The organism is Cryobacterium sp. SO2, from assembly GCF_026151165.2.
Classification (GTDB): Bacteria; Actinomycetota; Actinomycetes; order Actinomycetales; family Microbacteriaceae; genus Cryobacterium.
Genome location: NZ_CP117849.1, coordinates 326,562 through 351,571, shown reverse-complemented (window position 1 = coordinate 351,571; position 25,010 = coordinate 326,562). Strand labels below are relative to the sequence as shown.

At 69.3% G+C, this 25,010-nt stretch carries 23 protein-coding genes and 1 tRNA gene; 11 read left to right on the top strand and 13 right to left on the bottom strand.

Annotated features, from left to right (window positions below; all coding sequences use genetic code 11):
* Window positions 1–37: 37 nt before the first annotated feature.
* The 4 genes from BJQ94_RS01680 (at window position 38) to BJQ94_RS01665 (ending at window position 4,098) form a co-directional block, all read left to right on the top strand.
* Complete coding sequence (locus BJQ94_RS01680; protein WP_265400614.1) at window positions 38–709, top strand: ABC transporter ATP-binding protein; 672 nt, start codon at window positions 38–40, stop codon at window positions 707–709.
* Window positions 710–968: 259 nt separating this feature from the next.
* Window positions 969–1,625 carry a YqaJ viral recombinase family protein gene (locus BJQ94_RS01675; protein WP_265400730.1) on the top strand — a complete coding sequence of 219 codons (657 nt, stop codon included), beginning with the start codon at window positions 969–971 and terminating at the stop codon, window positions 1,623–1,625.
* A gap of 47 nt (window positions 1,626–1,672) precedes the next feature.
* Window positions 1,673–2,671, top strand: a complete 999-nt coding sequence (locus BJQ94_RS01670; RefSeq protein WP_265400613.1) for an NADP-dependent oxidoreductase — start codon at window positions 1,673–1,675, stop codon at window positions 2,669–2,671.
* A 29-nt stretch (window positions 2,672–2,700) separates the two neighbouring features.
* The gene (locus BJQ94_RS01665; protein WP_265400729.1) at window positions 2,701–4,098 is read left to right on the top strand and encodes a deoxyribodipyrimidine photo-lyase; all 1,398 of its coding nucleotides are present in this window, start codon (window positions 2,701–2,703) and stop codon (window positions 4,096–4,098) included.
* 94 nt (window positions 4,099–4,192) lie between these two features.
* Here the strand turns inward: BJQ94_RS01665 and BJQ94_RS01660 are convergent, their stop codons facing one another.
* The 3 genes from BJQ94_RS01660 to aceA form a co-directional block, all read right to left on the bottom strand.
* Window positions 4,193–4,756 (bottom strand): GNAT family N-acetyltransferase, encoded by a 564-nt coding sequence (locus BJQ94_RS01660; protein ID WP_265400612.1) that lies wholly within the window; start codon window positions 4,754–4,756, stop codon window positions 4,193–4,195.
* Window positions 4,757–4,859: 103 nt separating this feature from the next.
* Window positions 4,860–6,632 carry a malate synthase A gene (gene aceB / locus BJQ94_RS01655; protein WP_265400611.1) on the bottom strand — a complete coding sequence of 591 codons (1,773 nt, stop codon included), beginning with the start codon at window positions 6,630–6,632 and terminating at the stop codon, window positions 4,860–4,862.
* Between the two features lie 56 nt (window positions 6,633–6,688).
* Window positions 6,689–8,077 carry an isocitrate lyase gene (gene aceA, locus BJQ94_RS01650; RefSeq protein WP_265400610.1) on the bottom strand — a complete coding sequence of 463 codons (1,389 nt, stop codon included), beginning with the start codon at window positions 8,075–8,077 and terminating at the stop codon, window positions 6,689–6,691.
* A gap of 180 nt (window positions 8,078–8,257) precedes the next feature.
* On the opposite strand from aceA, the gene BJQ94_RS01645 reads away from it, so the two are divergent.
* Entirely contained in the window at window positions 8,258–9,760 is a 1,503-nt protein-coding gene (locus BJQ94_RS01645) for a helix-turn-helix domain-containing protein (RefSeq protein ID WP_265400609.1), read from the top strand.
* A gap of 142 nt (window positions 9,761–9,902) precedes the next feature.
* On the opposite strand, the gene BJQ94_RS01640 is transcribed toward BJQ94_RS01645, so the two are convergent.
* The 4 genes from BJQ94_RS01640 to BJQ94_RS01625 form a co-directional block, all read right to left on the bottom strand.
* Entirely contained in the window at window positions 9,903–10,364 is a 462-nt protein-coding gene (locus BJQ94_RS01640; RefSeq protein WP_265400608.1) for a MarR family transcriptional regulator, read from the bottom strand.
* Window positions 10,365–10,463: 99 nt separating this feature from the next.
* Complete coding sequence (locus BJQ94_RS01635; protein WP_265400607.1) at window positions 10,464–11,306, bottom strand: transglutaminase family protein; 843 nt, start codon at window positions 11,304–11,306, stop codon at window positions 10,464–10,466.
* Window positions 11,303–12,232: an alpha-E domain-containing protein gene (locus tag BJQ94_RS01630; protein ID WP_265400606.1), complete on the bottom strand. Its 930-nt coding sequence runs from the start codon at window positions 12,230–12,232 to the stop codon at window positions 11,303–11,305. The genes BJQ94_RS01635 and BJQ94_RS01630 overlap by 4 nt, the downstream gene beginning before the upstream one ends.
* Window positions 12,226–13,929: a circularly permuted type 2 ATP-grasp protein gene (locus tag BJQ94_RS01625; RefSeq protein WP_265400605.1), complete on the bottom strand. Its 1,704-nt coding sequence runs from the start codon at window positions 13,927–13,929 to the stop codon at window positions 12,226–12,228. The genes BJQ94_RS01630 and BJQ94_RS01625 overlap by 7 nt, the downstream gene beginning before the upstream one ends.
* A 250-nt stretch (window positions 13,930–14,179) precedes the next feature.
* Between BJQ94_RS01625 and BJQ94_RS01620 the strand changes: the two genes are divergently transcribed.
* Entirely contained in the window at window positions 14,180–15,955 is a 1,776-nt protein-coding gene (locus tag BJQ94_RS01620) for an ATP-binding cassette domain-containing protein (RefSeq protein WP_265400604.1), read from the top strand.
* Between the two features lie 12 nt (window positions 15,956–15,967).
* Here BJQ94_RS01620 and BJQ94_RS01615 read toward each other — a convergent pair whose 3' ends face one another.
* The 6 genes from BJQ94_RS01615 to BJQ94_RS01590 form a co-directional block, all read right to left on the bottom strand.
* Window positions 15,968–16,732 carry a GntR family transcriptional regulator gene (locus BJQ94_RS01615; protein WP_265400603.1) on the bottom strand — a complete coding sequence of 255 codons (765 nt, stop codon included), beginning with the start codon at window positions 16,730–16,732 and terminating at the stop codon, window positions 15,968–15,970.
* Window positions 16,733–16,801: 69 nt separating this feature from the next.
* The gene (gene rplA, locus BJQ94_RS01610) at window positions 16,802–17,491 is read right to left on the bottom strand and encodes a 50S ribosomal protein L1 (protein ID WP_265400602.1); all 690 of its coding nucleotides are present in this window, start codon (window positions 17,489–17,491) and stop codon (window positions 16,802–16,804) included.
* 137 nt (window positions 17,492–17,628) lie between these two features.
* Entirely contained in the window at window positions 17,629–18,060 is a 432-nt protein-coding gene (gene rplK / locus BJQ94_RS01605) for a 50S ribosomal protein L11 (RefSeq protein WP_066592266.1), read from the bottom strand.
* Window positions 18,061–18,167: 107 nt separating this feature from the next.
* Window positions 18,168–19,106: a transcription termination/antitermination protein NusG gene (nusG, locus tag BJQ94_RS01600; protein WP_265400601.1), complete on the bottom strand. Its 939-nt coding sequence runs from the start codon at window positions 19,104–19,106 to the stop codon at window positions 18,168–18,170.
* Between the two features lie 106 nt (window positions 19,107–19,212).
* A complete protein-coding gene (secE, locus tag BJQ94_RS01595) occupies window positions 19,213–19,485 on the bottom strand; it encodes a preprotein translocase subunit SecE (RefSeq protein WP_265400600.1) in 273 nt (90 codons plus the stop codon).
* 42 nt (window positions 19,486–19,527) lie between these two features.
* Window positions 19,528–19,600 (bottom strand) — tRNA-Trp (locus BJQ94_RS01590).
* Between the two features lie 171 nt (window positions 19,601–19,771).
* On the opposite strand from BJQ94_RS01590, the gene BJQ94_RS01585 reads away from it, so the two are divergent.
* The 5 genes from BJQ94_RS01585 to BJQ94_RS01565 all read left to right on the top strand — a co-directional run bounded on the left by BJQ94_RS01585 (window position 19,772) and on the right by BJQ94_RS01565 (window position 24,930).
* A complete protein-coding gene (locus BJQ94_RS01585) occupies window positions 19,772–20,974 on the top strand; it encodes a pyridoxal phosphate-dependent aminotransferase (RefSeq protein WP_265400599.1) in 1,203 nt (400 codons plus the stop codon).
* A 139-nt stretch (window positions 20,975–21,113) separates the two neighbouring features.
* Complete coding sequence (locus BJQ94_RS01580) at window positions 21,114–22,004, top strand: ABC transporter ATP-binding protein (protein ID WP_265400598.1); 891 nt, start codon at window positions 21,114–21,116, stop codon at window positions 22,002–22,004.
* On the top strand, window positions 22,001–22,864 hold the full coding sequence (locus BJQ94_RS01575) for an ABC transporter permease (RefSeq protein WP_265400597.1): 864 nt from the start codon (window positions 22,001–22,003) through the stop codon (window positions 22,862–22,864). The genes BJQ94_RS01580 and BJQ94_RS01575 overlap by 4 nt, the downstream gene beginning before the upstream one ends.
* A gap of 54 nt (window positions 22,865–22,918) precedes the next feature.
* The gene (locus BJQ94_RS01570) at window positions 22,919–24,310 is read left to right on the top strand and encodes a sensor histidine kinase (RefSeq protein ID WP_265400596.1); all 1,392 of its coding nucleotides are present in this window, start codon (window positions 22,919–22,921) and stop codon (window positions 24,308–24,310) included.
* Entirely contained in the window at window positions 24,307–24,930 is a 624-nt protein-coding gene (locus BJQ94_RS01565) for a response regulator transcription factor (protein ID WP_265400595.1), read from the top strand. Before BJQ94_RS01570 ends, BJQ94_RS01565 begins: the two co-directional genes overlap by 4 nt.
* The last annotated feature ends 80 nt before the right edge of the window (window positions 24,931–25,010 follow it).

Here is a 25,010-nt window from a genome sequence, read left to right as displayed (position 1 = left end):
CTCACCCCGACGATTTCGACAAGCGAATTGAGCTCTCATGTATGAACTGACGAATGTCACCAAGAAGTACGACCAGGGCAAGAGGTCCGTCACGGCCCTCAACAAGGTCACCCTGTCCATCCCGGACGGCCAGATGGTCGCCATCCAGGGGCCGACCGGCGGCGGCAAGTCCACGCTGCTGCAGATGCTCGGCGCCCTCGACCGCCCCACGGAGGGGATCGTGCAGCTGGGCAGCTCCGACCTCTCCAAGCTCGGCCAGGGACCGCTGGGTGAGATCCGGGCCAGGGAGATCGGCTTCGTGTTCCAGGGGTTCAACCTGATCCCCACCCTCACCGCGCAGGAGAACGTGGAGACCGCCCTCGCCCCGCTGGGCATCTCCTCGGTCGAGCGCACCTCCCGCGCGGCGGCGGCACTCGAATCCGTCGGACTCGGCGAGCGCGGCAGCCACCTGCCCGCCGAGCTCTCCGGTGGCCAGCAGCAGCGCGTTGCGATCGCCCGCGCCCTGGTGAAGGAGCCGGCCGTGCTCCTGGCCGACGAACCGACCGGAAACCTCGACGAACAGACCCGTGACGAGATCATGGAACTGCTCGAGGGGATGTGGCGTGATCGCGGACTCACCCTGATCGTGGTCACCCACGACTCGGCCGTGGCCAGGCGCGCTCAGCGTCGCTTGCTGATCAAGCAGGGCGTGGTCAAGGAAGTCGCCTGACCTCACCCCTAGGCGCGGCGCCGGCGAACACCGGACCCGACGAACAAACGGACACCCCGGGCGACTATCGGCCGGGGTGTTCTCTCTGTATCCGGCCGTCTCTTCGTCCGCGCCGGCGGTCGAGGTCGGCGAAAGCGCGGCGGGGTGTCCGCCACCGCCGCCGACACAGAGCAGAATAGAAGCTGTGTCCCACTCCCTGCTGTCCCTCTTCGAGCTGGACGAGCAGATCCCGGAAGCATCCGTGGCGGCATCCGCTGCAGTGCCCGCCGCGGCCCTGCTCGCCGCCGTGACGCCGCCACTCGGGCACCTCGGCCGCATCGTGGCCGACTCCACCGATCGGGTCGCCTGGCTGCGGGCGCGCAGTCAGGGCATCACGGCCACGGATGTAGCCAAGCTGGCCACGGAGAAGTCCGTGCACAACGCGGCCAGGGAGAAGATCAACGGCAGCGGCTTCGGCGGCAACCCGTACACCGACCACGGTCGGGCCAGGGAGCCGGAGATTGCGGCGTGGGTGCTGGCCAACTACGGCATCGAGCCGAGCACCGCCCTCTTCCACGCGGCGGGCCAGCCTCGCCACCTCGCCACCCCCGACGGCCTGGGCCTCGGGCGCAGCGGCGTCTTCGAGCTCGCCGAGATTAAAACCACGAGCAAGCCGTGGCGCAGCATCCCCCGTTCGTACCTGCGCCAGATCTGGTGGCAGCAGTACGTGCTGGGCGCCGACCGCACCCTGCTGGTCTGGGAAGAGCACGACAACTTCGTGCCCCGCTCCGACGTGCCGGAGTGCCGGTGGATCGACAGGGACGACGATCAGATCAGCATCCTGGTGGGCTTCGCCGACCAGCTGATCGACCTGCTCAACCACCAGCGCGAACGCGAGCGTGCCGACGGCCCGCCGCCATACGACTACGGGCGCTGAGACCGGGGTACCGCCCGCACGGCGCTCCGCTGCCGCAGAATAGGTTCATGCCCCTTACTCCGGTCCTGCCCACACACATGCGCGCCCTCGTCATCGACCGCACCGGCAGCCCGGAGGAACTGCACCTGGTCGAGCTGCCGCTGCCCGTCGCCGTGAGCGACGAACTCCTCGTGCGCGTCCTGGCCGCGGGCATCAACCCCATCGATGCCAAGACCAGGGCCGGCTCGGGCGCCGCCGCCGCGATCACTGGCTTCCCCACCGTGCTCGGCAATGATTTCAGCGGAATCGTCGTGCGCGCTCCCTACGACACCTTCCCGCTGCAGCCCGGCGACGCCGTGTACGGCATGGCCAAGCCGCCCCGGATCGCGGGCACGTATGCCGAGTATGTGGCGGTGTCGGCCATGTCCGTGGCCCGCAAGCCCGCGGCGGTGAGCCACACGGAGGCCGCGGGCATCCCCCTGGCCGCGATGACGGCCTGGGGCATGGTGACCCTCGCCGGCGCGGCTCCCGGCCAGCGGATGCTGGTGCACGCCGGCAGCGGCGGTGTCGGCCACTTCGCGGTGCAGTTCGCCCGACACCTGGGTGCCCACGTCACCGCCACCGGCTCCACCGCCTCGGTCGAGTTCCTGCACCGCCTCGGCGCGCACGAGGTGATCGACTACAGCACCACCCGCTTCGACGACGACTTGCGCGGCCTCGACAGCGTCATCGACCTGATCGGCAATGTGCACGACAACACCGGCACCCGGTCGCTCGCGGTGCTGCGCCCCGACGGCCTGCTCGTGAACGCGCCCACCGGCAGCTGGCCCACCATGCAGGCCGAGGCCGCCGCGGCGGGCGTGCGCGCAACCGGATACAAGGTCTCCGCCGACGCCCGCGTTCTCGACACCATCACCGCCCTGATCGACAACGGCACCGTGCGGGTGAACATCGACCAGGTCTTCGACCTCGCCGACGGAGCCGCCGCGCACCGAGCCCTCGAGGGCGGGCACACCCGCGGCAAGATCGTGCTGCGGGTCTCCGACGCCGATGAGAGCGCCGCGTGAGCGGGACGGGCGACGCGGCCGCCCCGATCATGACCCCGGCCCGCCCGGACGGCCCCTCGCTGGTCTGGCTGCGCGACGATCTCCGGCTGGGCGACAACCCTGCCCTCACGGCCGCCGTCGAGCGCGGCCGGCCGATCGCGCTGGTCTACCTTCTCGACGAGGTCTCCCCCGGCATCCGCCCGCTCGGCGGTGCCGCGCGCTGGTGGCTGCACCAGAGCCTGGTCTCGCTCGCCACCGATGCCGCGGCGATCGGCGGCCGTCTGGTGTTGCGCCGCGGCGCGGCCGAAGCAGTGATCGGCGAACTTGTCGAGGAGCTCGGCGCCGGCGCCGTCTTCTGGAACCGCCGCTACGGCGCCGCCGAACGCGAGGTGGACACCCACATCAAGACGAGCCTCACCGAGGCCGGCGTCGTGGCGCACAGCTTGGCCGGTACGCTGCTCTTCGAACCGTGGACCATCCGCACCGGCGGCGGCACGCCGTACACGGTCTTCACCCCGTTCTGGCGGGCCTGCACGGCCGGGCCGCCGCCGCGGGCGCCCTACCCGGCGCCGGTGGAACTCACCGACGCCTCAGCGACCCTGGCCGGTGACGACCTCGCATCCTGGGCGTTGGAACCGCGCCACCCGGACTGGGCCGATGGCCTCCGGGAAGCGTGGACTCCCGGCGAGGCCGCCGCCCAGGAACTGCTCGCCACCTTCCTCTCCGAGTCCCTGCCGCAGTACGGCACCGAACGCGACCTGCCCGCGCAGCAGGCCACCTCCAGGCTCTCGCCGTACCTGCGCTGGGGCGAGATCAGCCCGCACCAGATCTGGCACGCCACCGACATCGCCCGCCGCGGCCTCACCGGCGCCGCCGCCACCAGCGCCACCCGCTTCCTCACCGAGGTCGGCTGGCGGGAGTTCGCCTACCACGTGCTCTTCCACGCACCCGATCTGGCCACGGCCAACCTGCGCCCCGGCTTCGACGCCTTCCCCTGGCCGCCGCTCGACGCCGATGCGCTGCGCGCCTGGCAGCAGGGTCGTACGGGCTTCCGCCTGGTGGATGCGGGCATGCGCGAGCTCTGGCGAACCGGCAGCATGCACAACCGGGTGCGCATGGTCACGGCGTCATTCCTGATCAAGAACCTGCTCATCGACTGGCGCGAGGGCGAGCGCTGGTTCTGGGACACCCTAGTCGACGCCGACGCCGCGAGCAACCCGTTCGGCTGGCAATGGGTGGCCGGTTCGGGGGCGGATGCCGCGCCATACTTCCGGGTATTCAACCCCGACCTGCAGGCGGCCAAGTTCGATCCCGCCAACGAGTACGTGCGGCAGAACGTGCCCGAGTGGGGCACGGCTGCCTACCCGGCGCCGATCGTGGACCTCGGCGAGACCCGCCGCGCCGCCCTCGCCGCCTACGAGCAGGTCAAGGCCGCGCGCCCCACCTGACTCGCGCGGCGCAACTGTTCCCCGTGCGGACAAATGCGCCCGGTGTGCCGGGCGCACAAGTCCGCTTCGGCACCAGTTGCGCGGCGGCGGCGGGTTAGAGGGCGCGCTCCAGGACGTAGTCGTCCTCGTAGCGGGCACCGACCAGGAAATGCTTGGTTCCGACGCGCTCATAGCCGTGCTTGCCGTAGAACCGCAGAGCACGGTCATTCTCCTCGTTCACGCCGAGCCACGACCCGGCGGCGCCACGGCCGCGGGCGGCAGCCAGCGTGGCCGTCATCAGCGCCGCCGCGGTTCCGGTGCCGTGCGCCTCTGCCCGCACGTAGCATTTGCTCAATTCGACGGTGGGGCGGATGCGGATCGCGCCGGCGGCATCCGCGTCGTGCGGTTCGCCGAAGACCAGCATCGTGTAGCCGGTGAGGGTGCCGGTGCCGTCGTCGGCCACGAGCAGGAGCCGATCGGGGTCCGCCAGGTAGGACTCGAAGTTCGCCGGGGCGAGCACGGTGCGGATGAAATCGGCGATCGCCTCTGCGCTAGTGTGCGGCGGGCAGGCCAGGGGGAAGGTGGCGGCGGCCAACTCGGCGAGCGCGGCGGCCTCGTCGGGTCGAGCCGTGCGGACCCGCACCTGCGGGCCCGGCGCGACAGGCGGGGAATCGATCATGGCTCCAGCTTCACAGTCCGGCCGCCGGCACGCAAACGCCGCCCGCGGCAACACGAACGGCCCCGCCGGGGTGCCGGCGAGGCCGTTCGGGTGGGGCTGTCGCCTACAGGTAGCGGGCGTACGCGGCCACCGTGAGGAACGTCGGGAACTCGGGTTCGAGCGCCGACGACCTGAAAACCTCGAGGGCGTCGTCGAACCTGTCTCCGGTCGTGCGGGGCAGTGCCGCCATTTCCTCGGCCACCAGTCCGGCCACCCAGTCGGCGTCGATCCGGCGACCGTCGGCGAGTGCCGAGTTGTCGTGGATCCACTGCCAGACCTGCGACCGAGAGATTTCCGCGGTGGCGGCGTCCTCCATCAGGTTGTCGATGGCTGCCGCGCCCACACCGCGCAGCCAGGACTCGATGTAGCAGAGGGCGATGCGCACGTTGTCGCGCACCCCGGCCTCGGTGATCTGGCCGCCGGCGGAGGCCACATCAAGCAGGTCGGCGGCGGTGACTTCAACGTCGTCGCGGGTGCGTTCCAGCTGGTTGGGGCTACGCCCAAGCACGGCGTCGAACTCTGCCCTGGCCGTGGGGATGAGGTCCGGATGCGCCACCCAGGTGCCGTCGAAACCGTCGTGCGCCTCGCGCCGCTTGTCGGCGGCCACCTGCTCGAGCGCCCGGGCCGTGACCGCGGGGTCGCGCCGGTTGGGGATGAAGGCGCTCATCCCACCGATGGCGTACGCCCCGCGCCGGTGGCAGGTGGCCACGAGCAGCTCGGTGTACGAGCGCATGAACGGCACCGTCATGGTGATTTCCTTGCGGTCGGGCAGCACGAACCGGCGGCCCCTGGCCCGGAAGGTCTTGATGATGCTGAAGATGTAGTCCCAGCGCCCGGCGTTCAGGCCCGCGCAGTGGTCGCGCAGTTCGTAGAGGATCTCGTCCATCTCGAACGCGGCCTGGATCGTCTCGATCAGCACCGTGGCCCGGATCGTGCCGTGGCCGAGGTCGAGGTGGTCCTCGGTGTGGCTGAAGATGTCGTTCCACAGCCGCGCCTCGAGGTGGCTCTCGAGCTTGGGCAGGTAGAAGTACGGCCCAGAGCCGTTCTCCACCAGCCTGTGCGCGTTGTGGAAGGCGTAGAGGCCGAAGTCGACCAGGCTGCCGGAGGCCGGCATCCGTCGGTTGGCCCGGTCGACGAAGGTGAGGTTCTTCTCCACCAGGTGCCAGCCGCGCGGCCGCATCACGATCGTGGGCGTGGACCCGGGAGTCGCGCCGTCGTGCCGGTCGGAAGGGGCGCCGGTGACCCGGTACGCCTTGCCGTCGGGGCCGTCATACGACAGGGTGCCACGCACGGCGTCGGACAGGGTGAGCTGGCCCTCGATCACGTTCGCCCAGGTGGGGCTGGTGGCGTCCTCCTGGTCGGCCAGCCACACTGCCGCGCCGGAGTTGAGCGCATTGATCGCCATCTTGCGGTCGGTCGGTCCGGTGATCTCCACCCGGCGGTTCTCCAGCCCGGGGCCGGGGCCGGCCACCCGCCAGCTCGGGTCGTCTCGGATGTGCGCGGTCTGCGGCAGGAACCGCGGGTCGCGGCCGTTGGCGGCGTCAACCCGGGTCTGCAGCCGGGCGGCCAGCAGGTCGTGCCGGGTGCCGGCGAAACGGTCATGCAGCTCGGCGAGAAACTCGAGGGCCTCCGGTGTGAGGATCTCGTCGTAGCGGTCGCCGAGCTCGCCGGTGATCTCGAGGTGCGGGCGGATGGTGGCGAAACTGCCGGTACTCGTCTCACCGAATGCGCGCCCGGTAGTCGGGCTCGTCCCGGTGGTCGAGCTGGTCCCGGTGGTCGAGCTTGTCGAGACCCGGCTATCGGTTCTCGGTGCTGTTGAGAGTGGTGGGGTGGTCATGATCGGTTTCTCCTTCGAAGCGATTCGGATGTCTGTGGTGATGCCGAAGAGCCGGGTCAGAACTGTTCGGCCTCGGTGGAGCCGGCCAGCGCGAGGGTGGCGCTGGTGGGGTTGAGCGCGGTGGCGATCCGGTCGAAGTAGCCGGTGCCCACCTCCCGCTGGTGGCGGGTGGCGGTGTAGCCGTCGGCCTCTGAGGCGAATTCGGCCTCCTGCAGGTCGACGTATGCGCTCATCTGACGCTCGGAGTAGTCCTTGGCCAGGGTGAACATGGAGTGGTTGAGGGCGTGGAAGCCGGCCAGGGTGATGAACTGGAAGGCGTAGCCGCAGGCGGCGAGTTCGCGCTGGAACGCGGCGATCTGCTCGTCGTTGAGGTGGGATTTCCAGTTGAACGACGGGGAGCAGTTGTAGGCCAGCTTCTTGCCGGGGAACTGCGCATGGATCTCTTTCGCGAAACGCTGGGCCAGGGCGAGGTCTGGCTCGCTGCTCTCCACCCAGAGCAGGTCGGCGTACGGCGCGTAGGCCAGTCCCCTGGCGATCACCACGTCCGGGCCGTTCGCGGTGTCGTAGAACCCCTCGGCGGTGCGGCCGCCGGTGAGGAAGGCGCCGTCGCGTTCGTCGATATCGCTCGTGATGAGGGTGGCCGCGAGCGAGTCGGTACGGGCGATGATGATCGTGGGCACGCCCGCGACATCCGCCGCCAGCCGGGCCGCGTTGAGGGTGCGGATGTGCTGGCCGGTGGGCACGAGCACCTTGCCGCCCATGTGACCGCACTTCTTCTCGCTGGCCAGCTGGTCTTCCCAGTGCACGCCGGCCGCGCCGGCCTCGATCATCGAGGCCATCAGCTCGTAGGCGTTCAGCGGGCCGCCGAAACCGGCCTCGGCATCGGCGACGATGGGCGCCAGCCAGTCGATGCCGGCGCCGTTGTTCGTGGCGTCGGCGCCGGATGCGACGGCTTCCGCCCCCTCGATCTGGCCGGCCCGCAGCAACGCGTTGTTGATCCGCCGCACGACCGCCGGCACCGAGTTGGCCGGGTAGAGGGACTGGTCGGGGTAGGTCTGGCCGGACAGGTTCGCGTCGGCGGCGACCTGCCAGCCGGACAGGTAGATGGCCTTGAGCCCGGCCCGCACCTGCTGCACGGCCTGGTTGCCGGTGAGGGCGCCGAGCGCGGCGACCCACTCGGGGTTCTCCGGCGTGCCGTTCTGGTGGATCAGCTCCCAGAGCTTCTCGGCGCCGCGGCGGGCCAGGGTGCGCTCTTCCCGCACGGCTCCGCGCAGGGCGATCACGTCCTCGGCGGTGTAGTCGCGGCGCACGCCCTCCCAGCGGGGGTCTGCGGCCCATTCCAGGGCGAGCTCCGCGGCCGTCTGGGTCTGGTCGCCGGGGCGGGTGCCGGTGTAGCCGGATGCAGCGGGGCCTGATGCGGGGGTGGCTGCGGTGGGGTTCGTCATGGTGTTCTCCTCGGTCTGCGACGGTGCGGATCTGGATCGGTGGCGGCTACACCGGGGTCGGTCCCGGTGTTGCCTGCACCCACTCTGCGACCCGGTTCAACCTCGGCCGGCGACTCATTCCGAAGAAGAAAACGAGTTCTTCCGGTTGTGTGAACAATCACCGCGTGTGACCATGAGCACATGGTCACCGTCGATCTCCCCGCTGCCTCAGCCACCCCGTCCCGCGCGCCTGCCGGCGCCGCCGAGAGCGAAGGGGGTCTCGACGCCATCACGTTGGGCCGCCGCATCCGCGACCAGCGCCACCGGCTCGGCCTCACCCTCGACACCCTCGCCGCGGCCGTGGACCGGGCGCCGTCGCAGATCTCGATGATCGAAAACGGCAAGCGCGAACCGCGTCTCTCGATGCTGCGGCTGATTGCAGCTGCCCTCGACACCACCGTCGACGACCTGCTGCGCACCGACGCCCCCAGCCCGCGCGCGGCGCTGGAGATCGCCGTCGAACGGGCCCAGCGCGGCCCGGTTTTCCCCGCCCTGGGGCTGCCCAGGTTGCGGGTCGGGCCCGGCCAGCCGGACGAGACCCTGCAGACCATCCTCACCCTGCACAACGAGATCGAGCGGCTGCACCGGGAGCGTGCGGCCACCCCGGAGGAGGCGCGCCGGGCCAACGCGCAGCTGCGCGCCGAGATGCGCGCCAGGGACAACTACTTCCCCGACCTCGAGGCCCAGGCGCTCGAGCTCCTCACCGCCGTCGGGCACTCCGGTGGCCCGGTCTCGCAGCAGGTGGTGGCCGACATGGCCGCCCACCTCGGCTTCTCGCTGCACTATGTCGGAGACCTCCCGCACTCCACCCGGTCGGTCACCGACAAGCGCAACGGCCGAATTTACCTGCCCACCGAACAGTCAACGTCGCGCGACAGCCGCTCGCCGATCCTCCAGGCCTTCGCCAGCCATCTCTGCGGGCATCACGAGCCCGAAAGTTATGCGGAGTTTCTGCGACAGCGGGTGGAGACGAATTACCTCACCGCGGCCATCCTGCTGCCGGAGACCGACACGCTGCGGCTGCTCAACGACGCCAAGGCCGCCCGCCGCATCTCGCTCGAAGACCTGCGGGATGCCTTCTCGGTCTCCTACGAGACGGCCGCGCACCGGTTCACCAACCTGGCCACCGCGCGTCTCGGCATCCCGGTGCATTTCATGAAGGTGCACGAGTCCGGCACGATCATCAAGGCCTACGAGAACGACGACGTGCAGTTCCCCAGCGACGCGCTCGGCGCCGTGGAGGGCTCGACGGTGTGCCGCAGCTGGACGGCCCGCACGGTGTTCGACGTGCCCGACCGGTTCAGCCCCTGGTACCAGTACACCGACACCCCGGCCGGCACGTTCTGGTGCACCTCCCGCATCGAGAAGGCCAAGGAGGGCGACTACTCGGTGAGCGTTGGAGTGCCGTTCGCCCACGTCAACTGGTTCCGCGGCCGGGAAACCACCAACCGGGCCGTGTCCCGCTGCCCGGACGAGTCCTGCTGCCGGCGCGCCCCCGACGAGCTCTCCGGGCGGTGGGCCGGCCAGGCCTGGCCGGTCGCGCGCACCCCCACGAGCCTGCTCGCGGCGCTACCCACCGGCACCTTCCCCGGCGTCGACCCCACCGAGGTCTACGAGTTCCTCGAGGCGCACGCCCCCGCCTGATCCCCGATCCATGACTGGCCCAGTTTTGCTAGTGGGGACCTCTTCCGCACTAGCAAAAATGGGCCAGTCACCGAAGCGCGCGCCGAGAGTGGCCCACTTTTGCTAGTCCAGACCCCGTCCGCACTAGCGAAAATGGGCGAGCCTAGACGGCGGCGCGGGCCAGGTCGGGCAGGCGGTGCAGGGCATCGACGAGGGGGCCGAGCTCGGGCTCTTCCTCCGCGGCGGCGAGGGCCCCGGCCAGGGCCTCGTCGTAGGCCGGGCGGGCGCGGGTCAGCAGGGCCTTGCCGGCCTCGGTGAGCTCGGTGTAGATGCCGCGCCGGTCGTCGGCGCAGAGGATGCGGGTGAGCAGCGCCCGGTCTTCCAGCCGGTTCACCAGGCGGGTCGTTGCGCTGCTGGACAGGGCCGCGGCCCGGGCGAGCTGCTGCATCCGCATGTGCCAGCCGTGCTGCCGGCTGAGCGCGTCGAGCACGGTGAACTCCACCACCGAGAGGTCGAACCCGGCCTGCAGGGCGCGTTCGAGAACGGTCTCGATGCGGGCGTGCAGGGCCGCGAGGGTGCGCCAGCCCTGCGCGCGAACCTCGACGGCGTCGTCTTCGATGCTCATCAGTGCTGCTCCCTCGACCCGACTCAGACTACAGACGCACGTACAACGCGCGTGCAACTACCAGTCTAGGCAGCCCGGCCGCCTCGGTCCGCTCAGCGGTCACGACTCCCGGGTGATCTCCACCTTCACGAACAGCTGCGACCCGCCGGTGCCGGCGTAGACGCCGCGCAGCGGGGCGATGTCGTTGTAGTCGCGGCCTCGGCCGACGCCCACGTGCCGGTCCCCGATGTCGATCAGGTTGGTGGGGTCGTAGCCGCGCCACTCGCCGCAGAACCATTCCACCCAGGCGTGCGATTCGCCCGTCACGGTCTCACCGATCGCGGCCTGCGGCTTGGGGTGCAGGTAGCCGGAGACGTACCGGGCGGGGATGCCCACCGAGCGGAGTGCGCCGAGCGCCACGTGGGTGATGTCCTGGCAGACGCCGCGCTTGTCGGCCCAGGCCTCCCCCGCGTTGGTCTTCACCCCGGTGACACCCTGCACGTACGCCATGTTCTCGCCCACGAAACGGCAGATCTCCAGCGCCGCATCGCACGGGTCGAGGCGCGCGGCGATCTCCGCGGCGCTGGCCACCACATCCGCCGGCGGCTCGGTGAGCGGGGTCTGCCAGGAGTGCTCGACCGACGAGGTCGACCGGGCGACGGCCGTGGCCAGTTCCTCCCAGCTCAGCGGATGCACCGGGTGCTCTCGCGGCGACACCTCCACGAGGCTGTTGGCGGTGAGGGTGAGCTCGGCGTGCGGGGTGAGCACCTCGAACGACGACACCCTGGTGCCCCAGTAGTCCAGGTAGTTGTGGTTGCTCGACACCGGGGTGATATCGAGGTTGGAGTAGAGCACGAACTGCTCGGGCGACGTGACGGGCAGCATCCTGGCCTCGTTGTAGGAGGTGGCCACCTCGCCGTCGTAGCGATAGCCGGTGGTGTGCCGGATGCGCAGGCGCTTCACGAGGCCTCCCCCGTCCAGGTCGGTACAGCGCTGGTCGGGAAGTACCGATGCCCGATCGACTCGGACGCCGTGCTGGTGGCATCCTGCACCATGTCCATGTGCCCCGGCAGGTCGTTCAGGATCTCCATGATCGGGCGGTACTCCAGTTGGCTGCGGATCTGGCCGAGGATGCGCGCCGACGAATCGGAGACGCCCACCCGGTCGGTGCGCGGTTCCAGTTCCTGCAGGCACTGCTCGGCGCGGGAGATCGAGAACACGATCGACCGCGGGAACAGGCGGTCCAGCAGCAGGAACTCGGCGGCGTTCCGCGCGCTCGGCACCCCGCGGTAGGTGCGCAGGTACGACTCGTACGCCCCGCAGGAGCGCAGGATCGTGGTCCAGGACGGCCCGCTGTTCTCGGTCAGCGACCGCGTCGCCAGCAGGCGTGCGGTCATGTCGGCCTGCTCGAGGCTGCGGCCGAGGGTGAAGAAGTGCCAGGCGTCGTCGCGGCTGGCGCTGGACTCCACGATGCCCACGGCCAGGGCGGCGCGTTCGCGCACCCAGCCGAAGAAGTCGTGAGTCTTGGCGCTGGCGATGTTCTTCGGCATCTTCGTGTACGTGGTGTTCAGGCACTCCCAGAGCTCGGTCGAGACGATCTCCCTGGCCCGCCTGGCGTTCTCCCTGGCGGCGCCGAGCGAGTACGCGATCGAGGCCGGATGCGTGCGGTCGGCCGCCAGGGTGGCCAGCACATCCTTGCGGGTGAGGTCCCGGTCCGGCGGCACCGGGCTGCCCATCAGGTGCAGCAGCGACCGGCAGGCGAGGTTCTCCTCGATCCACGGGTCTTCGAGCAGCAGCTGCAGGTGCACATCCAGGATGCGCGCGGTGCCGTCGCTGCGTTCGATGTAGCGGCCGATCCAGAACAGGCTCTCGGCGATGCGGCTCAGCATTCGAGGGTCCCCTCTGCGGTGGTGGTGGCGGCGTTGGTCATGGCGGTGGTGCTGCGTTGCTGTTGTTGTTGCTGTTCCTGATCCTGGTCGCCGCCCGGCGGGGTGTCCTGCGGGGAGTGGTCGACAGTGCGGGTCGGGATGATCGAGATCGACTGCGTGTTCGCCGCCTGGTCGTTGACCAGGCCCTGGATGTTGCGGGCCGACCCGCTGTGGAAGTCAGGTTCGAGCCCGATCACCCAGGTGTCCTTCGACCCGCCGCCCTGGCTGGAGTTCACCACGAGTTCGCCCTCGGGCAGCGCCACCCGGGTGAGGCCGCCGGGCAGCACCCAGACATCCGTGCCGTCGTTCACAGCGAACGGGCGGAGGTCGGCGTGCCGGGGACGCATGCCGTCGTCGACGAGGGTGGGAATGGTGGACAGCTGCACCACCGGCTGGGCGATCCAGCCGCGCGGGTCCTTGAGCAGCTGCTGGCGCAGGGTCTCCAGCTCGTCTTTCGACGCCGCTGGGCCGACCACGAGGCCCTTGCCGCCCGAGCCGTCGACGGGCTTGACGACGAGCTCGTCGAGCCGGTCGAGCACCTCCTCGAGCGCGAGCGGGTCTTCGAGCCGCCAGGTGTCGACGTTGGGGATGATCGCGTCCTCACCGAGGTAGTACTTGATCAGCTCGGGCAGGTAGGTATAGACGAGCTTGTCGTCGGCCACCCCGTTGCCCACGGCGTTGGCGATGGTCACATTGCCCAGCCTGGCGGCCATCAGGATGCCCGGCGAGCCGAGCTGCGAGTCGGCGCGGAACTGCAGCGGGTCGAGGAACTCGTCGTCAACCCGGCGGTAGATCACGTCGACGCGGGTGGGTCCGGCGGTGGTGCGCATCCACACCCGGCCGCCGGAGCAGAACAGGTCGCGGCCCTCGACGAGCTCGACGCCCATCAGGCGGGCGAGCAGGGTGTGCTCGAAGTAGGCCGAGTTGAAGACACCGGGGGTGAGCACCACGATGTTCGGGTCGTCGACGCCGGCCGGAGCCGACGCGCGCAGGGCCTGCAGGAGCTTGTTGGGGTAGTCGCCGACCGGGCGCACCCGCATCGAGACGAACAGCTCCGGCAGTGTCTGGGCCATCACGCGCCGGTTGGAGATGACGTAGCTGACGCCGCTGGGCACCCGCACGTTGTCTTCGAGCACCCGCCAGGCGCCCACCTCGTCGCGGATCAGGTCGATGCCAGACACCTGGATGCGCACGTTGTTCGCCGACACGATGCCCGCCGCCTGGCGGTGGAAGTGCTTGGAGGAGGTGATCAGGCCGGCCGGGATGACGCCGTCGCGCACGGCGGCCTGTGGTCCGTAGATGTCGGCGAGGAAGGCCTCGAGCGCGAGCACGCGCTGCTTGATGCCGGCTTCGACCCGCACCCACTCCGGCTGCTCGATCACGCGGGGAACGGCGTCGAGCGGGAACGGCCGCTCCTCGCCGGCGAAGTCGAACGTCACGCCCTGGGCCAGGTACGAGCTGGCGAGCGCATCCGTGCGGCCGCGCAACTCCTCCTGGGTCATCTTGGCGAGCGCGCTGTACACGTCCTTGTAGGCCGCACGGGCCTCCGACGGGGAGAGCGACGACGGATCGGGGAACATCTCGTCCCAGGCCGAAGCCTGCCCTCGCTCGCGGGGCGGTGCGGAGGTAGCGCCATAGCCACTGAAGAGGTCAACCATGTCTGGATGGTAGTCGCCCGGTGTTGCCGGATTGTTTCCGACCCACGGGCCGGCCAGAGTGCATACAAATTTGCCGTCCACTGATGTTTTCACCCCCGAAATATCGGTAAATCCGTGACGAGCACGTGTTTTGTTGCATACAGTTAGCTCCAACTACCGAATCTGACACACCCGTCAGCTCTCGATTCGGTCGGACCAACGAGAACTGAGCACACTCATGCGCGCTGTTACAGGGCCCCGGTGGCTGGGGATGATGGTCCTGCTGTCCCTGGTGGGCAGCGGCGCCATCGTGCTGACGCGGCTCGCCGATCCGAACGACGCCGTGCTCCACGCCCTGGCCGAATCCTGGCCGTTGACGTCGATCGTGACCCTCGCGGCACCCGCGCTGTCCGGCCTCCTCGGGGTGGGCCTGGGGCTGCTGCTGTCGGCCGACCGAGGCGGGCGGGACGACGCCGTCCTGCGGAATCTCGTGCTCACCGGATGCGCGCTGTGCCTGTCCTGGGCGGCCATCGTGAGCGCCCTGTGGTTCGCCGTCGCGATCGGACTCGGCCCCGTCGCCTCCGACGTGGTCGATGCCGACGCAGGGATGGCGGGGAACCCCGGCCAGGGAGTGCTGAACTACCTGCTCATCCCGGCCGTGGCCGTCGTGTTCGGATCCGCGGCCGTCATCGCCGTGCACGTGCGCGCCACGGCGCGCAGCGTGTCCGGGGAGCAGTTCCTGCAGACCATGCGCAGCCGGGGCCTGCCCACCACCGCTCTCGTGGGGCGGCGGGTCTTGCGCCGGTCCGCCCTGCCCATCCTGGCGGTTCTGGCCGCCGAACTCGTCGTGGCGTTCGGCTGCGCGCTGGCCGCGCAGGCCGTGCTCGCGTCCCCCGCCCCAGGCGGCGCACTTTCATTGAACGTGCCCGCCCAGGGCCTGCCGGTGGTGTTGGCTCTGGTCCTGGTGGGCGCCGTGGGCATCGTCGTCGCCGGGGTGCCGGCTGCGGCCCGGTTCGGCGCGGCCCGGTTCGGCGCGGCCCGGTTCGGCGCGGCCCGGTTCGGCGCGGCCCGGTTCGGCACGGCCCGGTTCACGCCGGCACAGTTCGCACCGTCACAGGTCGCACCGTTGGAGTTCGCACCGTCGCAGCCGCCCGCGTTGCCGGGCCCCGCGGTCCAGCGCGGCTCCGCGGCGACCCTGCCGGACTACCAGCCGGCGGCAGCCGGCACCTTGCCGTCCACGTCCTTCCGCGCGGCCGACTTCCTCGACATCCGCGACCTCGGCTTCACCCCTGCGGGCAGCACGGATGTCTCGCAGGGCGCCGGCATCAGCCTCACCGTGCAGCGCGGGGAGACTCTCGCGGTGATCGGCGACGCGTCCTCCGGCACCTCCACCCTCTGCCTCGCCATCGCGGGGCTGCTGCCGGCTGGAGTTCCGGTGCGCTCGGGGTCGATCCTCGTGGACGGCCACGAGCTCGTGGGCCTGCCAGAGCGGGACTTCAGCAGACTCCGCGGTCACCTGATCGGCTACCTGGCCGCGCCCGGGCCGCATCGCCTGGATCCGCGGGCCCGCCTCGGGCGGCAGGTGCTGACCCTGCTCGCACGGCAGCCGCTGGCATCGCGCTCCGGCCTCCGGCAGGCCGCCGCGGACCTGTTCGCCAGTGTCGGCATCGAGAAACCGGAGGCCGTGTTGCGGGCCTACCCGTACGAGGTCTCGGCCGAGACGGCCCAGCGTGTGCTGCTCGCCGGCGTGCTCGCACCCCGGCCGCAGCTGCTGGTCGCCCACGACCCCACCCTCGGGCTCGACGCGGCCGCCGAGACGGAGTTCCTCGACCTCCTGCATGCCGTGCGCCGCGAGGCGGGGTTCACCCTCATCGTCTCCTCGGCCCGGGTGGAGCTGGCCGTGCGCTGCGACAGGGTCGCGGTGATGAGCTCGGGCACCATCGTGGAACACGCTTCGGTCGGTGAGCTCTTCACGGCTCCGCAGCATCCGCACACCCGGCTGTTGCTCGCGGAGCGTGAGGCACGCCGGGCACCGGCACAGCGCTGAGCGCGTGCGGCGTCAGTTCTCGACGACGGCGTTCCTGGCGCTGAGGATGTGGCTCCGCATGGCCACTTCGGCCCAGGCGACGTCTCCGGTGCTCAGGGCGGTGAGGATGTCGCGGTGCTGGTGGTTGCTGCGCGCCCGGAACTGAGCTCCGTCACGGCGGAACGCATCGCTCATTTGCGGCACTCTGGCCACCGATGCAGTGAGCGTGAGGAGTTGCGGGCTGCGCGCCGCCGTCACGACGATGCGGTGGAATTCGGCGTTCAGCGCGGCCAGATCGGTGAGGCCGGCGTCGTCGGTGGCCGTCACGAGAGGCTCCATGGCGTCGATCAGGTCGGCGAGACGTTCCAGTTCAGCCGTCGTGATGCCGGCCGCCGCGAGGCCGGCGGCGCGGCTCTCCAGGATCGCCCGCACGAAATAGGTCTCCCGCACCTGCTCGATCGACCAGGCCACCACCGTGGCCCCGCGGTTGGGCACGAAGGTCACCAGGCCGGCCTCGTCGAGGCGGCGGAGCGCTTCGCGCACCGGCGTGCGGCTCACGCCCAGTTCCTGGGCGAGGGCCTGCTCACGCAGCACGGCGTGGGCCGCCAACTCACCAGAGAGGATGCGCGCTCGCAAGGTCAGATAGACAGTTTCACCGCCCGTAGACGCCACAGTGCCCCTCCATCCATGGCGGGCGCACCCCACCCGTGTCTCGAGCTTTACACAGACCAACCCGAAACGGGCCAAAACGGCAGGATGCCGCGCCAGCGCCCCGTACTGGGGGTGCTCGCACGGCATCCGGGACGCACAAAGGGCCCGTCTTGCGACGGGCCCTTCATGTCACGCTTCCAGGAAGCGTTGAGGTGCTTAGATGCTGTTCACATCGAGCGGGATGCCAGGACCGAAGGTGGTCGAGACGGCGCCCTTGGTGATGTAGCGGCCCTTGGAGGAGCTCGGCTTGAGGCGAACGATCTCCTCGAGTGCAGCGCCGATGTTCTCGTCCAGCTGCTCGGCCGAGAAGGAAGCCTTGCCAACGACGAAGTGCACGTTGGAGTGCTTGTCGACGCGGAACTCGATCTTTCCACCCTTGATGTCGTTCACGGCCTTGGCCACGTCCGGCGTCACGGTTCCGGTCTTCGGGTTCGGCATCAGGCCGCGCGGGCCCAGGACCTTTCCGAGACGACCGACCTTGCCCATGAGCTCGGGGGTCGAGACGGCGGAGTCGAACGAGGTGTAGCCGGCGGCCACCTTCTCGATGAGCTCGTCGCCACCGACCTCGTCGGCGCCGGCAGCGATGGCTGCCTCGGCCGCGGGGCCCGTTGCGAAGACGATGACGCGGGCGGTCTTACCGGTGCCGTGAGGAAGAATCACGGTGCCGCGGACCATCTGGTCTGCCTTGCGGGGGTCGACGCCGAGCTTGAGCGCGACCTCGACGGTGGAGTTGAACTTGACGGAGCCGGTCTCGCGGGCGAGGGTGACGGCTTCGGTGGGGGTGTAGAACTTATCGGCTTCGATCTTGTCGACCGCAGCGCGGTAGGCCTTTGACTTGGGTGCCATTTTGAATCTCCTGTAGATGCATGTGCTGAGAGCGTGGTTTTCGTGAGCCTGGCTGGCTCTTCCACTTGGTGCCTGTCGGCAGGTCGCAAATGACCATGCCTGTCGGCGGGTGTTCGACGAGTCGAACGAAAGGGGTATTAGCCCTCGACCGTGATGCCCATGGAGCGAGCGGTTCCGGCGATGATCTTCGACGCTGCGTCGAGGTCATTGGCGTTGAGGTCAACCATCTTGGCCTCGGCGATTTCGCGAACCTGCGCCTTGGTGAGCTTGGCAACCTTGACGGTGTGCGGGGTTCCGCTGCCCTTGGCGACTCCGGCGGCCTTCTTGATGAGCTCCGCTGCGGGCGGGGTCTTCAGGATGAACGTGAACGAACGGTCGTCGTAGACGGTGATCTCAACCGGGATGACGTTGCCGCGCTGGGATTCGGTCTGGGCGTTGTATGCCTTGCAGAATTCCATGATGTTCACGCCGTGCTGACCCAGCGCCGGCCCGATGGGGGGTGCGGGGTTGGCGGCGCCGGCCTTGATCTGAAGCTTGATCAGACCAGTAACCTTCTTCTTCGGTGCCATTGTTCTTCCTTCGTTATTGATGTTCGAGCGGCCGCGAAGGTCGCTCTCCCGGTGGCCCGGATGGGCCCCGGTGGTTCAGGGTTCTGCTGGCCGAGGCCGGGCGGAACCTAAAGCTTGGTGACCTGGTCGAAGCTGAGCTCGACCGGGGTCTCACGCTCGAAGAGCGACACGAGCACGATGAGCTTGCCGCTCTCGGGCTTGATCTCGCTGATCGAACCGGGCAGGCCCGCGAACGAGCCTTCCTTGATCGTGATGGTCTCGCCGATTTCGTAGTCGATCTCGGCGGGCAGCACACGCTGGGCGGCCTTGCCCGGAGCGCCGGACTTGGTGACCGGCACATCCTTGATCTCAACGAGGCCCTTGAGCATGCCGAAGGCTTCTTCGAAACGCAGCGGGGTGGGGTTGTGCGCGTTGCCCACGAAGCCGGTGACACCGGGGGTGTGACGCACGACAGACCAGCTGTCTTCGTTGAGGTCCATGCGCACGAGCACGTAGCCGGGGATGCGCACGCGGGTGACCATCTTGCGCTGGCCGTTCTTGATCTCGACGACGTCTTCCATCGGAACCTCGACCTGGTAGATGAAATCTTCCATGGCCATGGACTGCTTGCGGTTCTCGATGTTCGACTTCACCCGACGTTCGAAGCCGGCGTAGGAGTGGATGACGAACCACTTGCCCGGCTGGAAGCGGAGTTCCTTGCGGAAGGCTTCGTACGGGTCTTCATCCTCGGCCTCGGCGTCGGCCTCTTCCTCGTCGTCGACGGCTTCGACGGCGGCCTCGGCCTCGTCGGTGGAGTCGATGTCGAGAGCGTCTTCGACGATGGCGTCGGCCTCGGGGTCGGTGGACTCGGCGAGGGCGTCAAGCGCGGCGTCGAGATCGTCTTCGATGTCGGCGTTCTCGTCTTCCACGTGCAGGGCGACCTGCTCGGCGGCTTCGACAGACGTCTCGTCGGCAGCGAGGGTGTTGCCCTCCTGCGCCTCGTCGTCGTTGGCGGACTGCTCGGCGGCGGTGGCCCAGTCGACGTCGTCGCGATTGGTCTCAGTCACTAAATATCAATCCTTCTTCTATTGCGTGGGCGTGAGGCGGCACCGTGATGCTCGCTCACCGATCCACGTTTCATGATCAGTCCGGGTGCCGCTCGCGCGGCACGGATCAGCTGGGTGTGCCGAAAACGTACGTGACGGCTAGTGCGAACACCCAGTCGAATGCCGATACCAGAGCCATCATGATCACGACGAAAATGAGAACCACTGCGGTGTAGCTGAGCAGTTCCTTGCGGGTCGGGGTGACGACCTTGCGAAGTTCGGCCAGGACCTGCTTGATAAACAGGGACACCCGAGCAAATGGACCGCGCTTTGCTTCGCGGGCCACTCTGGCGTTGGCGACGATTTCCTCGCTGGGTTCGTCGATAACTTTTCGGGCCACCTGTTACACCTTTCGTGGGCCGGCGGAAAGACCACCGACTTGCAGGGCGGACAGGACTCGAACCTGCAACCTGCGGTTTTGGAGACCGCTGCTCTACCAATTGAGCCACCACCCTATGAAGCGAAACCGTCCGGCTTCCCTGCGCCCAGTGCTAGTCAATTGACCAAAACAGGCGCAAAAAAGCTTGGCAGATTTCAACTACCGGATCGAGTCTAGGTCACGGCGGGGGCCCTGTAAAGCCAGGGTCCCTGTTCCCACTGCATTGCAGCCCCCGTATGCTCGTAGCGTGGCACACGACATCAAACGGATCTCCACCAGAATCGGCTCTATCGCGGAGTCCGCGACCCTCAAGGTCGACGGCAAGGCCAAGGCGCTGCAGGCGGCCGGGCGGCCGGTGATCAGCTTCGCCGCGGGCGAGCCCGATTTCCCCACGCCGCCGCATATCGTCGAGGCCGCCCTGGCCGCCGTGACGGACCCGCGCAACCACCGCTACACCCCGGCCGCCGGACTCCCGGAGCTGCGCGAGGCCATCGCCGCGAAGACCCTGCGCGACAGCGGCCTGGCCGTTCCGCCATCCAGGGTGCTCGTCACCAACGGCGGCAAGCAGGCCGTGTACCAGGCCTTCGCCACCCTGCTGGACCCGGGTGACGAGGTGCTGCTGCCCACGCCGTACTGGACCACCTACCCCGAGGCCATCCGCCTGGCCGGCGGTGTTCCCGTCGACGTGTTCGCCGGCAGCGACCAGGGTTACCTCGTCACCGTCGAACAGCTCGAGGCCGCTCGCACCGAGAAGACCAAGGTGCTGCTCTTCGTCTCACCGTCCAACCCCACCGGCGCCGTCTACTCCGAGGAGCAGACCCGTGCCATCGGTGAATGGGCCGAGGAACACGGCCTCTGGGTGATCAGCGACGAGATCTACCAGAACCTCACCTACGACGGCGTGCGCGCTGTCTCGATCGTCGAGGCCGTTCCCGCCCTGGCCGACCGCACCATCCTGGTGAACGGTGTCGCCAAGACCTACGCCATGACCGGCTGGCGGTTGGGCTGGATGGTCGGACCGCAGGACGCCATCACGGCCGCGGCCAACCTGCAGTCACACCTCACCTCCAACGTGTCGAACATCTCGCAGCGCGCCGGCATCGCCGCGCTGAACGGCCCGCAGGACGACGCCGAGACCATGCGCGTCGCCTTCGACCGCCGCCGCAAGCTGATCGTCGCCGAGCTCAACAAGATCCCCGGCATCCGCACGCCCACCCCGCAGGGCGCGTTCTACGTCTACCCCGACGTCACCGGGCTGCTCGGCCGCACCTGGAACGGTGTCACGCCGACCTCGTCGCTCGAGTTGGCCGACTTCATCCTCGACCAGGCCGAGGTCGCCGCGGTTCCCGGCGAGGCCTTCGGCCCGAGCGGCTTCCTGCGCCTGTCCTACGCCCTGGGCGACGAGGCCCTCCTAGAAGGCATCCGCCGCCTCCAATCCCTCTTCGCGTAGCCCGCGAACCGTGAGCTGAGCCCCGAAAAGCGCACCTTTTCGGGGCTCTTCTCACGGGTCGCGGGTCCACCGGTCGGTGGATAGACCCGTCGGCCGGATGGGTGTTGCCCCGGGCGGGTTCTGGGACGAGTCTGAGTGCATGACAACTCCCACTCCGGCGGTGCGCGTGGCACGGCTGAGCAAGTCCTACGGCGACTTCGACGCGGTGTCCGACATCAGCTTCGACATCCTGCCCGGCGAGACCTTCGCCCTGCTCGGCCCGAACGGGGCGGGCAAGAGCAGCACCATCGAGATCCTCGAGGGCTACCGCGACCGCTCAGAGGGCGACGTGACCGTGCTCGGCGAAGACCCGCAGCACGCGGGCCTGGACTGGAAGGCGCGCATCGGCATCGTGCTGCAGTCCAGCGGCGAGAGCGGCAACGCCACCGTGCTCGAACAGTTGCGGCACTTCGCCGGGCTCTACCCGAACCCGCGCCAGGTCGACGAGGTCATCGCCGCCGTCGGGCTCGAGGCGAAGGCCAAGACCCGCATCCACCGGCTCTCCGGCGGTCAACAACGGCGGGTGGATGTGGCGCTCGGCATCATCGGCCGGCCCGAACTGCTCTTCCTCGACGAACCGACCACCGGATTCGACCCGGAGGCCCGGCATCAGTTCTGGGACCTCATCCGCGATCTCAAATGCGACGGCACCACCATCCTGTTGACCACCCACAATCTCGACGAGGCCGCTGAACTGAGCGACCGAGCCGGCATCATCGTGGGCGGCAAACTCATCGACATCGGCGCCATCGACGAGCTCGGCGGCCCGGCCGCCCGCACCCCGATGGTCCGCTGGCGGGACTTGTCCGGCGTGCACCGGGAGAAGCGAACGGATGCACCGGCCCAGCTCGTCGCCGAGCTGGCCGCTGCCGCAGGTGGCGAACCCGCCGAACTGCAGGTCATCCGCCCCAGCCTGGAGGACATCTACCTGGGCCTGGTGCGCAACCATGCGGCCCTCACCGCGACCGACAAGACAGAGGTACTCGCATGAGCACGGTCCTGACCACCACGCCCACGCGGCCGGCCCGCACCGCCAGACGCGGCCTGCTCACCCTGGGCCTGTCCCGGATCGGGTTCGAGATCCGGCTCTACTTCCGCTCCACCGACACCGTCTTCTTCACCTTCCTGTTCCCGTTCATCATGCTGGGCATCTTCACGGCCGCGTTCAGCGCATCCGGCAACATCGGCACCAACCCGGACGGCTCGGGCGGCATCAGCGTGGGCGCGTACTACCTGCCCGGCATGCTGGCCGCGGGCATGCTGCTCTCCGGACTGCAGAACCTCGCCATCGACATTGCCGGCGAGAAGGGTGACGGCACCCTCAAACGCCTCGGCGGAACCCCGCTCTCCCCGCTCAGCTACTTCATCGGCAAGATCGGGCAGGTGCTCGTCACGGGCATCATGCAGGCCGTGCTGCTGCTGCTGGTGGCCAGGTTCGTCTTCGACATCGCCCTGCCCACCGAACCGGAGAAGTGGCTCACCTTCGCCTGGGTGTTCCTGCTCGGCGTGATCACCTGCGCGTTCCTGGGCATCGCCCTCTCGGCGCTGCCCCGGTCGGGCCGCAGCGCCTCGGCGGTCGTGATCCCGATCGTGCTGGTGCTGCAGTTCATCTCCGGCGTCTACCTGCAGTTCAACGCCCTGCCGGAGTGGATGCAGAACGTCGCCGGGCTGTTCCCGCTCAAGTGGATGGCTCAGGGTATGCGGGCGGTGTTCCTGCCCGACAGCTTCGCCGACCAGGAGCAGAACGGCGCCTGGGACCTCGACCTGGTGCTGCTCGCGCTCCTGATCTGGCTCGTGGTGGGACTTGTCGGCAGCCGCCTGAGCTTCCGCTGGATCCGCAAGGACGCCTGAGTGCGCCGCACGTCCCTGCCGCAGGTGCCCGCTGCGGCATGGGATGCTTGGCGCATGAATGCCAGACGGTGGTGGGACCTGATCATCGCCGGCTCCCTGATCGTCCTCGCGGCAATCGCGCTGGAAGGCTCGGCCACGCACGCCGCGAGCACCACCGGAGCCGTGCTGTCACTCGCGGCGGTCGGGCTGGCCTACATCGTCTGGGGCCGGCGGATGCTGCGCCCCCAACCCGTGTCCGGCGACCGCGGGTCTTCCGGCTTCGATCACGTGACCTACGCGCGCTCCGCCCGGGCGCTGCGCATCGCCCTCATTGTCGGCTGCGGTGTCGCCACTTCCTTCGACCCGAACATGGCCACCCTCCAGACGCTGGTCTTCCCGCTGATCTGGGCCCTGGCCGACTCATGCCGGCACGCCACCGTGCTCAGCACGAGCCTGACCGTCGTGAGCGGACTGGGCCTCTGGATCGGCAGCGGGCGAACACCGGACGCCGCCGCCCAGGCCGTGGCCATCGAGACGATCTCACTCGTGTTCGCCCTGGCCATGGGAACCTGGATCACGCGCATCGCCACCGCCGGCGCCGAGCAGCGCCGGCTGGTGGAGAAGCTCACCCTGGCTCAGGACGAACTTGCCCTGATGCACCGGGATGCCGGCAGCGCCAGCGAACGGGAGCGCCTGGCCCGCGAGATCCACGACACCATCGCGCAGAGCCTGACCAGCTTGGTAATGCTCGCCCAGCGCACCCGTCGCGAACTTGATTCCCTACCCGTCGACACCTCCGATGCCGCGGACAGCGTCGACCTCATCGAGGCCACCGGCCGCGATGCCCTGGCCGAGGCGCGCGCTCTGGTGGCCTCCATGGCGCCGGCCCGAGTGGGCGACGGCGACCTCACGCACACGCTCACCCGGCTCGCCGAGCGCTTCGAACGCGAAACCGGGATCCTGGTGCGCGTCCACCTCGACGGACTCGGCAACGCCGACGACAACACCGTGCCCGTGCTCGACCGCGCCCTGGAGGTCGTGCTGCTGCGCTGCACTCAGGAAGGCCTGGCCAACGTGCGCAAGCACTCCCGCGCCGGAGCCGCCCGGATCGACATCGAGCGAACCGGCCCCGACATCGTCCTCACCGTCTCCGACAACGGCCGGGGACTGGGCGACTACACCCCCGACACCGAACACGGTTTCGGCCTGGCCGGGATGCGCGACAGGCTCGCCCTTGTCGGCGGGAGCCTCGAGGTCGCCACCGGCGCGGCCCCGTCGCGCACCGACCGGATCGCCGTCGGCGAGACCCCGTCAGGCACCGACCCTATCGCCGGCGTCGTGACCAAGGGCGCCGCCGATTGCGGCACCGGCGGGCACGGCACCACCCTCCGGGTGACCCTGCCGCTCTCCGGACCGACTGTGGCGGCCACGACGGCACTGCCCGCCGTCGCGGGAGTCCGCGAATGATCCTGGTGCTGGTCGCCGACGACCATCCGATCGTGCGGGGCGGCATCGTGGGACTGCTCGGCGAGGCCGACGACATCGAGGTGGTCGGCGAGGCGGCCGACGGGGCCGCCGCGGTGCTCCTGGCCGAGCAGCTGCGCCCCGACCTCGTACTGATGGACCTCCGCATGCCGAACCTGGACGGCGCCGCGGCGACCGCCGCGATCCTCGCGCACAACCCGGCCGTTCGGGTGCTGATCCTCACCACCTACGAGACCGACGACCAGATCCTCGGCGCCATCGCCGCCGGCGCCAGCGGCTACCTGCTCAAGGCCGCGCCGCAGGCCGAGATCATCGAGGGCGTGCGCTCGGTGGCCGGCGGCCAGACCGTGCTGGCGCCGGTGATCGCCGCCCGGCTGGTGCAGAGGGTGCGCACGGATGCCACGCCAACGCCCCGGCTGTCGGCCCGCGAACTCGAGGTGCTCCGCCTGGTCTCCGCCGGCCAGAGCAACCCGCAGATCGCCCGATCGCTCTTCATCGGCGAGGCCACCGTGAAGACGCACCTGTTGCACGTCTTCGAGAAGCTCGGCGTGGACGACCGCACCCGTGCGGTCACCCTCGCCATGGAGCTGCGCCTGCTCTGAGGCATCCGCCCGGCCGCCCGCCTGCAGCGGCCCACCCCGCGCCGACTTGCCGCAAAAACCCCCATGGGACGCTCCGAAGG